Annotated in this window: 13 protein-coding genes and 1 pseudogene; 10 read left to right on the forward strand and 4 right to left on the reverse strand. The window is 32.0% G+C overall.

Going from position 1 to position 11,616, the window contains the following annotated elements; translation table 11 throughout:
- Positions 1-39 precede the first annotated feature (39 nt).
- The 3 genes from IJQ68_RS01675 to IJQ68_RS01685 all read left to right on the forward strand — a co-directional run bounded on the left by IJQ68_RS01675 (position 40) and on the right by IJQ68_RS01685 (position 1,640).
- Positions 40-1,182 carry a hypothetical protein gene (locus tag IJQ68_RS01675; protein WP_292796125.1) on the forward strand — a complete coding sequence of 381 codons (1,143 nt, stop codon included), beginning with the start codon at positions 40-42 and terminating at the stop codon, positions 1,180-1,182.
- 37 nt (positions 1,183-1,219) lie between these two features.
- Positions 1,220-1,375, forward strand: coding sequence for a hypothetical protein (locus IJQ68_RS01680; protein ID WP_292796128.1), 156 nt, complete (start codon positions 1,220-1,222; stop codon positions 1,373-1,375).
- Between the two features lie 106 nt (positions 1,376-1,481).
- Positions 1,482-1,640 (forward strand): hypothetical protein, encoded by a 159-nt coding sequence (locus IJQ68_RS01685; RefSeq protein WP_292796130.1) that lies wholly within the window; start codon positions 1,482-1,484, stop codon positions 1,638-1,640.
- A gap of 35 nt (positions 1,641-1,675) precedes the next feature.
- Here the strand turns inward: IJQ68_RS01685 and IJQ68_RS01690 are convergent, their stop codons facing one another.
- Entirely contained in the window at positions 1,676-2,260 is a 585-nt protein-coding gene (locus tag IJQ68_RS01690; RefSeq protein ID WP_292796133.1) for an NAD(P)H-binding protein, read from the reverse strand.
- A 97-nt stretch (positions 2,261-2,357) separates the two neighbouring features.
- Here IJQ68_RS01690 and IJQ68_RS01695 point away from each other — a divergent pair, with 97 nt between their 5' ends.
- From IJQ68_RS01695 to IJQ68_RS01715, 5 genes are all read left to right on the forward strand, one after another.
- Positions 2,358-3,845 (forward strand): DEAD/DEAH box helicase, encoded by a 1,488-nt coding sequence (locus IJQ68_RS01695; protein WP_292796135.1) that lies wholly within the window; start codon positions 2,358-2,360, stop codon positions 3,843-3,845.
- 72 nt (positions 3,846-3,917) lie between these two features.
- Positions 3,918-4,418, forward strand: a complete 501-nt coding sequence (locus tag IJQ68_RS01700) for a CDP-alcohol phosphatidyltransferase family protein (protein WP_292796138.1) — start codon at positions 3,918-3,920, stop codon at positions 4,416-4,418.
- Complete coding sequence (locus IJQ68_RS01705) at positions 4,418-4,960, forward strand: hypothetical protein (protein WP_292796139.1); 543 nt, start codon at positions 4,418-4,420, stop codon at positions 4,958-4,960. Before IJQ68_RS01700 ends, IJQ68_RS01705 begins: the two co-directional genes overlap by 1 nt.
- Positions 4,954-6,531, forward strand: a complete 1,578-nt coding sequence (locus IJQ68_RS01710; protein ID WP_292796142.1) for an FAD-binding protein — start codon at positions 4,954-4,956, stop codon at positions 6,529-6,531. Before IJQ68_RS01705 ends, IJQ68_RS01710 begins: the two co-directional genes overlap by 7 nt.
- On the forward strand, positions 6,528-7,196 hold the full coding sequence (locus IJQ68_RS01715) for a 2Fe-2S iron-sulfur cluster-binding protein (protein ID WP_292796145.1): 669 nt from the start codon (positions 6,528-6,530) through the stop codon (positions 7,194-7,196). Before IJQ68_RS01710 ends, IJQ68_RS01715 begins: the two co-directional genes overlap by 4 nt.
- On the opposite strand, the gene IJQ68_RS01720 is transcribed toward IJQ68_RS01715, so the two are convergent.
- Both IJQ68_RS01720 and IJQ68_RS01725 read right to left on the reverse strand, forming a co-directional pair.
- Positions 7,193-7,525 carry a hypothetical protein gene (locus IJQ68_RS01720; RefSeq protein WP_292796147.1) on the reverse strand — a complete coding sequence of 111 codons (333 nt, stop codon included), beginning with the start codon at positions 7,523-7,525 and terminating at the stop codon, positions 7,193-7,195. The two genes, IJQ68_RS01715 and IJQ68_RS01720, sit on opposite strands and share 4 nt — an antisense overlap.
- Positions 7,526-7,643: 118 nt before the next feature.
- Positions 7,644-7,961: a hypothetical protein gene (locus tag IJQ68_RS01725; protein ID WP_292796150.1), complete on the reverse strand. Its 318-nt coding sequence runs from the start codon at positions 7,959-7,961 to the stop codon at positions 7,644-7,646.
- Positions 7,962-8,242: 281 nt separating this feature from the next.
- Between IJQ68_RS01725 and IJQ68_RS01730 the strand changes: the two are divergent.
- Positions 8,243-9,171 (forward strand): annotated as a pseudogene (locus IJQ68_RS01730) (DNA adenine methylase).
- 12 nt (positions 9,172-9,183) lie between these two features.
- On the forward strand, positions 9,184-10,035 hold the full coding sequence (locus IJQ68_RS01735) for a type II restriction endonuclease (protein WP_292796153.1): 852 nt from the start codon (positions 9,184-9,186) through the stop codon (positions 10,033-10,035).
- On the opposite strand, the gene IJQ68_RS01740 is transcribed toward IJQ68_RS01735, so the two are convergent.
- Positions 10,030-11,331 carry a cobalamin-dependent protein gene (locus IJQ68_RS01740; RefSeq protein WP_292796155.1) on the reverse strand — a complete coding sequence of 434 codons (1,302 nt, stop codon included), beginning with the start codon at positions 11,329-11,331 and terminating at the stop codon, positions 10,030-10,032. The genes IJQ68_RS01735 and IJQ68_RS01740 overlap by 6 nt on opposite strands.
- Positions 11,332-11,616 lie beyond the last annotated feature (285 nt).

The raw sequence follows: 11,616 nt of genomic DNA on the forward strand, positions 1-11,616 counted from the left end.
TAAATTATTACTTGATTTACTATTATTGGGTGTTAATTAATGACAACAGAGATATTGGCTATGAATAGAAATTCTATTGCTATTGCAGTAGACAGTGCAGTAACGATTAACAGACAAAAAACGGCAAATGGTTTCACCAAATTATTTCCAATAGATAATTTTCCGATGGCAATAATGATGTATGGATCAGCGAATTTTGAAAATATTCCTATGGAAAATCTGATTGCAGATTTCATCAATACAACAAATTTTGATGAAACAGACAATATTGAAAAAGTAAAATCATTATTTTTAGACTTTTTAGCTCAAAACACTCCAAAACATAATTTCAAAAAGGATATTGAGTCCCGCCTGGATATTTTCAAAAAAGAAATAACAGAATATTTCGCCAGATTGAATGATGAAGAAATAGATTCTGAAATTCAATACTACTTGGGATTGGAAATACCATATTTTGTTTTGAAATTGGAGGAATATTCTCAATATGACCATTATTTTAAAATTCTAAAAAAAGAATTAGGTTTAGGCAAATGGAAAGCCTTTAAAAATTATTTTTTCCATCAGCTATGTTTATATTCGACAGGAATTGTAATTATGGGGTTTGGAAAATATGATAATTTTCCTTCATATATGAATTTTGATATGGTGGTTAATAATGATGGCAATATTGAAATTTCAAATGAACAATCTGAGTTATGTTATGAATACAATATTATTGTTCCTTTTGCTCAAACTGATGTAATTTTAGGTTATTTGGATGGTATTCGTCCTGAATTTCATGATTTTATCAGCATATCTCATCTTATTTTTTTGAATGATTTTTTAGATAACTTTCTTGAATTCATTGATTTTGAAAATAATCTTTCTGAAGGTAGTATTAACAATGTTTTGAAGAAGGTTAATGATTTTAAATCCCAGTTAATTACTCAAAATCATAATTTTTTGAATTATCTTGAATTTGGAAAAGAATATTTTTTTAATAATTTTTTAGAATCAATGAGTTTGCTTTCTAAAGAAGAAATGGCAAAAATGGTTAAACTTTTAGTTGAAATAACTTCATTGAGATTTAAGGTTTCTCAAGAATTGAATATTGTTGGTGGTGAAATAAATGTTGGTGTGATATCAAAATTAGATGGATTTGTATGGATTGAAAAAGAGGAATATTTTGATGAAAAATTTTAAATAAAATTTATCATAAAGTATAATTAAAGGTGATATTATGTTTGGATTTGGTAAACGTATTAAGCCTAAAAAACCATTAGAATTTCGTTATGCTAAACCTCCTGAAGATTATGAAGATTTGATTATGGGGGAGAGCTTAGAAGGATTACTAGAATCATTCAAAAAAGAATGTGAGAAAAAAAGAAAGTCTTAAATTAACCATTATTGTGAGGGATTTTTCCCTTCCATACATTTTTTTTTAACTGTGTCAGTTATTTTTGAATATGTGTGAGAATTTAGATAATTGTTGGGGTGATATTATGTTTGGATTTGGTGAACGTATTGAACCTAGAAAACCACCTAAAATATATTCTGCCAAGCCTCCTGAGGATTATAATGATTTGCCTTCTTTGGAGGAGAGTTTGGAAGAATTACTTGAATCATTCAAAAAAGAATGTGAGAATAAAAGAAAGTCTTAAATTTACCATTATTGTGAGGGATTTTTCCCTTTCAACTATTTTTTAGTGATGCTGATGCTTTTGCGGGAGTATAATTCAGGATTATCGATTATTTCCATGGCAATCTTCATCACAGATTCAGCTGTCGTATTATGGGTCTTGACACCCTCTCCCTTTTCAGTTATTACATAGTCATCCTCGTCACCGTTTTCCAGAAGGCCTAATCTGAATATGGTGTAGTCAACATCACTTTCTTCAATCAGATTGACCGCATACTGGTTCGGAATCTGTAAAGGCTCGTTGTCAACATTTAAATGTTTTGCATTTTCAAGCTCGTTGTAGACTCCGACGGTTGTCATGAAAATAAACCTTTTCGGTTCGCAGCTGATGATATTGTCTGCAATGACTGGGATGTAGTCTCCTGCAATTGCACAATACACCAAGTCCTGATTTTCCAATGCCTTTTTAAGGGCTCTGACATTTGTTGCATCGACATTTTTCGCATGTATTCTGTAGTTGTCCTCAAACTTGCTTCCCGCATTTCTTGAAATCAGAGTCAGTTTGTGGTCTGTAAATGCAAGCAGCTTTGAGGTCAGGGCGATTCCAAAGTTTCCTGTAGCGCCGAGAATTGCTATATTCATATTTTTTCACCTGTTGTTTACTTTGTCTTTTCAATTAGAAAAGTTTTTTCTTAAATTATCATCAGATTAATATTGCCTAAAAAACAATACAATAACAATGAATCCCAAAACTCCTCAAGACTACAAAAGGTTCAAGAAGCTTGTCAACGAGACAATTGTCTATGATGAGCCGAAATCATTGAAAGGTCAGCTGAGGCCCTATCAGAAAATCGGCTATTCCTGGCTTGTCCAGAACATCAAATACCGTTTCGGTTCCATTCTGGCAGATGACATGGGGCTTGGAAAGACCATACAGATTCTTGCAGCCATACTGTACTTTAAGGAGCAGGCTAAATTCGACTCACGCCCGACGCTCATTATCGTTCCGCCGACCCTTCTTTCAAACTGGGAAAATGAAATAAACAAGTTCACTCCCGATTTGACATACTACATCTATCACGGGCCAGGAAGGACATATCCTGTTGAGGAGTATGATATAATACTGACTTCCTATGGTGTTGTGCGTCTTGACCTGGATTTGTTTGACAACGACTGGCTTTTGTGTGTAATTGATGAGGCTCAAAACATCAAAAACCCGAACACTGAACAGACTCGTGCCATAAAAAGTGTTAAGGCATCTGTAAAGGTGGCTTTAACAGGTACTCCGATTGAAAACCGCCTCATGGACTACTGGTCAATATTTGACTTTGTAAACGAGGGGTATTTGTCATCAAAGGATGATTTCAAAAGGGATTATGTCGTGCCGATTGAGAAATTGGAGGATGAGGAGGTTCTCGATAATCTTCGCCGAATTGCAAGGCCATTTGTCATGAGGCGTCTTAAAAGCGACGGCGACATTAAAAAGGAATTGCCTGAAAAGTTCGTCAACGACATCTACTGTTCTTTAACCAAAAAACAGATTGTTTTGTATAATGCAATTCTTGATGAGATATTTTTTGACATTGAAAACTCCAAGGGAATACAGAGAAAAGGGATTATTTTAAAAATATTGACTGCCTTAAAGCAGGCATGCAACCATCCCGCACAGTTTCTTGACATCAAAAAGCCGAAGATTTCCGAATCCGGCAAGATGGAATTGCTTGTTGAGATTTTAGCCAATATTCTGGATAACGGCGAGAAGGTCATAATATTTACCCAGTACGTCGAGATGGGAAAAATCATTCAGGATCTGATTTCCAAAAAGTTCAAAACCGAAGTTCTCTTTTTGCATGGGTCTCTTTCTTTAAAGGAAAAGACCCGCATAATTGATGATTTTCAGGAAAATGATGATTATAAAATATTTGTCGCAACCCTAAAAACCGGAGGAACAGGTCTTAATTTAACTGCTGCGCAGAATGTAATTCATTATGACTTGTGGTGGAATCCTGCAGTCGAAAACCAGGCAACAGACCGTGTCCACAGAATCGGCCAGGAAAAGGACGTGATGGTGTACAGGTTCATCACTAAAGGTACTCTTGAGGAGACAATTGACGAGATAAGCAAACACAAGGTTGACTTGGCCAGTAAATCCATTGTAAATGATGAGGCATTCTTAACTGAGATGACCAATGAGGAGCTTAAAAGCGTACTTTCATTGAGGATTTGATAAATTATATATACTGACTTTGATATAAACTTAATTTGAACTTTTCCAATAATTTAAAGATAAATGATTTTCATGAACAGATTTTTGATTAACAGTGTTACATGTTCCAGAATACTATTTGGATTATTATTCATGTATGGTGTTCTTTTTGATTTAAATAATGCATATTTAATTGTTATTTTTCTGTTAACTGCAATATCTGATGTTGGTGATGGTTGGCTTTCAAGAAAATACGGTCTTTCATCTGATGAAGGAGCGAAATTGGATGTGTGCTGCGATTTTATCTTCATAATGATTTCAACCTTTGCGCTGGTTTTAATTAATCTGATTCCTGTATGGTTTCTCGCTGTGATAATATTGAAACTCGTTGAGTTTTTCAAAACTTCAGGCGACACTTTACGTTATGAAAAATTCGGCCATTTTGTGGCTTTGATGTTTTATGCATTTCCTATATTTGCAGTCTTTATTAATGACCGCTTCACAATTCTTGTATTGGCAATATTCATTACTGTATGTGCTTTAGTTTCATCTGCCGTGAGAATACATCAAAAATTAACTAAAAATGTGATATGATGATTAGCCTTAGAAAAATTAACACTCTGCTTGTTGTTGTCATTGCGGCCATGCTTTTAATTCACGGCCTAATGTCATTACTCTTTTTATATGGGATTACCGCTTATTCTCCTGATTTTAAAATTACAGGAAGGCGTCTCTTTTATCCTGTAGCGGCTCATATCATAATCAGTCTTTATCTTTACTTTAAGGACAAATCAGGTACGCTTAAAAAGTATGCTGATTTAAACTCAGATACGCTTCGCCAGATGATTTCAGGGATTTTCATAATAATTTTTGCGGCTTTGCATATTGTGGGATACTCCATCGGTTCTGTTACAGATATCGATTTATATCACTTTATAGTTGACACGCTTCTTTTTGCATCAATTGCAGTGCATCTTAATGTATCAGTCCCGAAATTCATGATATCACTGGGTTTTCTTGAGGCAAAAGATGCTCATTCGAATTTCAAAAGAAAAATAAAGTATGCTGTGATGATTATTTTCATCATTTGCGTTTTAGCAGAACTCAGATATTACATTGGAGGCATGTTATGGTAGACATTATTGTGGTGGGTTCAGGAATTGCAGGCCTTACTGCATCAATTCATGCATCAGATAATGGTGCAAGGGTTTCATTAATATCGCCGGATTATTCCGAACGCTCACAGTCAGTAATGGCAATGGGCGGAATTAATGCCGCATTAGACACAAAAGGCGAAAACGACTCTGTTAAAGAGCATTTCACAGACACAATTAATGGTGGATGTGAAATAAACAACAGAAAAGCCGTGGAAATGTTAACTCGTGACGCACCCGGAATTATCGACTGGCTTTCAAGGATAGGAACCAGTTTCACACGTGACGCTAACGGCAGTGTTGATTTGAGAAACTTCGGCGGCCAAAAGAAAAAAAGAACAGCCTATGCAGGCTCAAGAACAGGAAAACAGATTGTATCCGCTCTTGTAAACGCATGCAGAAAAAGGGAATCTGAAGGAAAGATTAAACGTTTTGTCGGGTATCGCTTTTTATCCCTGATTTTTACGGATAAAAACGAATGCTGCGGTGTCAACTGCATACATGAGGACACTCAGGAGATAAAATCATTCACCGGTGATGCAGTAATCATCGCCACGGGAGGATACAATCAGCTATTCGGCAAAATCCTTGGATCTGTGCAAAACGACGGATTTGCCACCGCAAAGCTATTTACTCAGGGAGTTGAGCTTGCAAATCTTGAAATGGTTCAGTATCACCCGACAACTGTTTCAACTTCCCTGAAAAGAATGCTCATAACAGAAGCCGCCCGTGGAGAAGGAGGAAGGCTCTTTGTTGAAAGAGACGGTCAAAGACACTACTTCATGAAAGAGATGTATCCTGAACTTGCAGATTTGATGCCGAGAGACGTTGTTTCAAGAAGCATTTACAATGTTTCTGACGGCGGAAAAAGGGAAGTTTTCCTTGATTTGACACATCTTGATGAGGATACGGTTAAAATCAGGCTGGATGAGGTCTGGGAAATATGCAACAGATATCTGAATCTGAATCCGCTTGAAAGTCCGATTCCAGTATTTCCGGCACCACATTACTTCATGGGAGGAATTCTCACAGATGAAAATCACAGAACCAACATCAAAGGATTATATGCTGCAGGAGAATGCTCATGCCAGTACCACGGCGCAAACAGGTTGGGTGGAAATTCACTTCTCGGAGCCGTTCACGGAGGACTCATTTGCGCTCAAAATGCGGTTTTGGAAAAAGTTGAGGGTAATCCTGTAACTGCAGTTGATGATGAGGTGGATTTATACGTTAATGGTGATGAATCCCTGTCACATGCTTTAGGTGAAATTTCAGATATCATGAATGAATCGATGGGAATATATAGAAATGAAGAAGGCCTTAAAAAAGGTCTTGAAAGGTTAAATGATTTGGATACCAATGTCAATGCAAAATACTATGACTGTCAAAAAGTCCGGCTTTTAAAGATTCTGGCAAAAGCAAGCATTCTATCAGCACTGTCAAGAAAGGAATCAAGAGGAGCACATCAAAGAACAGACTACCCGCAAAGTGATAAGAACTACGAAAAAGCTACATTTGTAACATATGAGAATGGAAAAATAGTGATAAGATGAAAGTGAAAATCAAAACCGGTGATGATTATCAGATATTTGAATACAATGGGGAGCTGAACATATCCGTCATCACATTAATTGAGAGACTGGATGCACCCATTGAATATTCCTGCAGCTGCCTTCAGGGAATCTGCGGCGCATGCGCAATGCTTATCAACTCACAGCCACGACTCGCATGCAAGACATTTCTAAACGAAGAAAGAATGGTCATAGAATATGATCAAATCACAATCGAACCACTATCCAAATTTCCGCTGATAAAAGACCTTAAAGTAGACAGATCCATACTTTTTGATGTCCTTAATGACTGCGAAATATGGCTTGAAAATGACTGTGAATATGATGGGCAGGATTTGGACTTTGAATATGAAATGTCACTCTGTCTCATGTGCGGATGCTGCAGTGAAGTATGCCCAAACTATAAATTGGGAGACTTTGCAGGAGCACACCTGGCAGTCTCAGCATCAAAACTGGTGAATCAGGAAAGTGATGAAAAACATTTGAAAAACATTAAAAATAACTATAAAAAACACTTCTTTTCTCACTGCGTCAAGTCAACAGCCTGCGAAGATGTCTGCCCGATGAAAATCCCAACACAACGGGCAATTTCAAAAATGAACAGAAAATCCGTCTGGAAAATCTGGCAGTTGCTGAACAGGGATTAATCATCCAAATCTTCAATAAACATCTTATCTTCGCATTCATAGGCGAAAGCTTCCTGTTTAAGGATGGAGTTGTTTTTATGGAAAAATTGCCTGAAGAGTTTTTCCGGTTCGTTTTCCTGTGTTGTGAAAAGTGTAATTAAGGTTTCTGTATATGATTTGTTTTTGTAATAGCTTTTGACATCGCTTAGATAAGTGCTTGTGTAGCCGTTTTCGTTTAAAGTGGATATGAATTCTTCTATGAGTTTTTCAGTGTCGATAGCTATTAGTTTGTCGTTTTCAAACTTGTATTGTGGGATGTGGAAAACGTATTTCTTGTTCAGTTTGATCATTTTATCCTCCGTTTTAATTGTATTTTGCTTTTTATAACTTTTAAATAATATGTTAAAATTTTTAAAAAATCAGAGCACTAAAATATTCATAAAATTACTGTTGGTGGATAATTTTTCCTTAAAAACATTCATAAATAATGTAATCTTTATTTTTTAAATCGGAGGATATTTTTGTAATTATATCTAATTCTTCGTTAGAGTATTGTTTATTAATTAATTTGTTTAATATTAATTCCCAGGTTTCTTTATCAATTGATATTTCTCCAGTTAAATCATCATTAATGTTATCACAGTTATGTTTTTGAAATAATTGGAATATTTTATTGTGGTGGGATAAATTGAATGTTGGTGTTTTTTCAAGAATCTTTTTTATAATTATCTCTTCATCAGTAGTTTGTATTGTAAGATCTTTAATTAAATATGCATTTACACTCATTATGATCATATTAATTTATACTTTTGATTTATATAAATTTATTGTAGAAATTTGAGGAATATGGTTATTTTTAAACAAGATCGATTGTTATTTATTATTTTTATTTTTTATGTTTGTATGATCGGTATTTTTTCATAAACTATTTTATTAATGTTATTTTTTTAATTTGATCCTTATTAATTTCTTTTTTAAAATATGGATCATTAATATTGGTTTTTATTCCATAAAACATATTTAATAGGGAGATCAAAATAGTAATAATTATCATGTTTGGTGTTCTTATGGATGGTTCACAAAAAAATCTTCATGGAGATATTGTAATTAATGCTAAACCCTTTTTGAAATGGGCTGGAGGTAAAACTCAATTAATTAATGAAATTAAAAATAGATTTCCTGAAGACATAATTAAGTCTAAAAAAATTGATAATTACTGTGAACCTTTTATCGGGGGGGGGCACTATTTTTTGACTTAATGTCATATTTTGATGTTAAGGAATCTTATATATCAGATATTAATTCAGAACTTATTTTAGTTTATAAAACAATTCAAAAGGATTATAAAAAATTAATTGAGGAATTATTTTATATTAAAGATCAGTTTTATAGTTCAAAGGATAGAAAAGAGTTTTATCTTAATATTAGAAAGAATTTCAATGAAAGTATTCCATATTTTGATTATGAAAAATATTCTTCTGATGAATATGTTACTCGTTCTTCATGGATGATTTTCATGAATAAAACGTGTTTTAATGGTTTATTTAGATTAAACAAAAAAGGGGAATTTAATGTTCCTTTTGGAAAATATAAAAATCCTAAAATTTTTGATCAAAATAATATTAAATCTTGTGCATTAGCATTAAAAGACACAAAAATTATTTGTAATTCATTTTTATTTTCTAAAAATTTTATTAATTCAAATTCATTAGTTTATCTAGATCCTCCTTATAGGCCAATATCTAGTTCTTCAAATTTTACAAGTTATTCTAAATTTGGGTTCAATGATGATGATCAAAGAGATTTAGCTAATTACTATGATGATATAACAAAAATTGGCGCTAAAGCTATTTTAAGTAATTCTTATTGTGATGATGGATTTTTTGATGAGTTATATGGTAATTTTAATATAAATCTTGTTAAAGCTAAACGTTCAATTAACAGGGATGGAAAAAAGAGAGGTAATGTGAAAGAAATACTGGTTACTAATTATTAAAGAGGTTTATTCATGGTAAATTTTTCAAAATTGGGTTATAATTCAATGGATGATTATTCTAGAGATTTTTTAGATAAATTATTAATATCGAATCATACTTATGAGTTTTATGTTGATTGGGACAAGGTGTTTAATAATTTAAAAGATTCGATTGTTGAAATAAATATTTTGAATAGTTTAAATAAAATTTCTAAAAATAATTTAGAATCAAAATTTCGTGAAATAATTTCCAAATATCCTGAAGTTATTCCATTATTGCCATCTATTTTGGCAATTAGATTTAAAGATGTGCCTTTATTGGATATGGCAGATAAAACTTCTAAACTAATTGAATTTAAAAGTGAAAATTATGATTTGGATGATATCGTTGAATTTTCAATAAATACTGGTTTATTAAATTTATTTAATAATATTGATGATTTATATTCGTACCTGGTTGGGACTGAAGTGGGTTTAGATACGAATGCTAGAAAAAATAGGAGCGGTCATGTTTTTGAAGATGTTGTTGGTTTTAGTTTAAATGAGAAAATAAAAAATTTAGATAATTATTATCTTGTTAAAGAAGATAGTAATATAGCAATTAATCGTAAGAAGAGATTTGACTATGTAATATATAAAAAGGATATTCCTATTTTGGCTTTTGAATGTAATTTTTATAATTCTACTGGAAGTAAACCTATTGAAGTAGCTCATGCATATTCAGAACTCCAAAAAGATTTGGATGATGTTGGTATCACCTTTATATGGGTAACGGATGGTCAGGGATGGAAAAAAATGTTCAATACATTAATGGATGTATCGGATAATATAGAATTTATTGTCAATTATGAAATGTTAAATGAAAAATTTGATAATTTTTTATGATTTTGGTTTATATTTAAAATAATCTTCTTCTGAGGAGTCATGGAATTTAAATGGGGTCCATGCGTCTGGTAAATACTCTTTAACTTCTTCATAGTTCATTTTCCGATATTTTTGTGATAATGATTTACTAATTTGTTTTCGTTCTAATATTGATGAGTGGTAATCAACTTCATGTCTCATGCATATATTATGTCTACGAATATTACGTCTAAATTTTCTAATTTTTTTATCTGTCCATCCTTCTTTTGTGTGGATATAGTAATCTTTTCCTGTTTGTCCGTTAGTTTTATGGGGACTATAATTGTCGTATGTTGAATTTAATGGCCTGTATCTACAATCAGTTATTTGAACTCCCCATTCCGCACATTTTACTCTTTTTTCTTCCATTTCTTCATAACAGGGTTCGTAATTATATATCATAAATATAGATATTTCTTTCGCATCAAATCCAGCATCAATTAAAATATCTATTTGTTCCTTAATTTTTGGGGCTTGTTTGATTCCATAGTCCCAAGCTATTTTCGGATTTTTGAAACCTGCACTTTTTAGCATTTTAGCTAATTTCGGATTCTTTCTTAAAATTCTTCCATCGAATCCGGATTGTGATTCTACATATGTTATCTTTTTATTATTTTTTAGTTCTATTAATTCACTAAGAATATTTTCAATGTATTTGTTAGCTAATAAGTTATTATCATAAAATATTAATTTTTTTTTAATTATTTCATTTTTTATTGATTTTTTGCAGTTCCATTCGGGTTCTATGATGTAAGTTCCACAAAATCCACATTTGCGTATACATCCTCTACTTGTGTGTAATATTTGGTAGTCTACATCAACTAAATCATATGCCGGAATTATATCTTCAGCACCCTCAATATATCCTAATATTATATCATCACATTTTGTGTAATTTTTGCAGTGTTCTGGCATTAATGAGGCATAAATTCCTCCAACTAATATTGGTACATCTTTATATTTGTTTTTATAATAAAAAACAGCATTTTTTACATATTTTGACCAGTAAGTAAATATTGAAGTAACACATATTAAATCTGGAATAAATTCTTCCTCTTCTGGTAAGTCAAATGTCATTTGCGATAAATCTGTATTATTTTTTTCATCAAATCTAATTAATTTAACATTAATTGATTTATTTCGCAAATAACTAGCAATTTTTAAAAGTCCTATTGGTAAAAAATTTGAATGATTTCTACTTTTATTGGGAATAGGAAAATTTGGTTCTACTAATAGAACATTTTTCACATCATCTGTTATCCAATCATCAAATTTCATTGTTTCAACCAATAAATATTTTTTCATATAAATATATGATAATCAGGGATCTGGATCCAGTTTGTTAAGATCATATTTAGATCGTTATGATCTTTTCTAGATCAATTGATCAGTTAACTGATCATCTTTTTTTTGAATTTTTAAAAGCTTTAATTAAGTTTTAAATTTTAATTTATTTGTTATTATTACTATGTTTTTAATAATATAAAATATTTATTTTTATTTTTTAATTTAAAAGAATTTTAGAAAGATATTTATTATATTAATTAATTATATTATAATTAG

Origin of the sequence: Methanobrevibacter sp. (assembly GCF_017447225.1) — an archaeon.
Classification (GTDB): domain Archaea; phylum Methanobacteriota; class Methanobacteria; order Methanobacteriales; family Methanobacteriaceae; genus Methanocatella.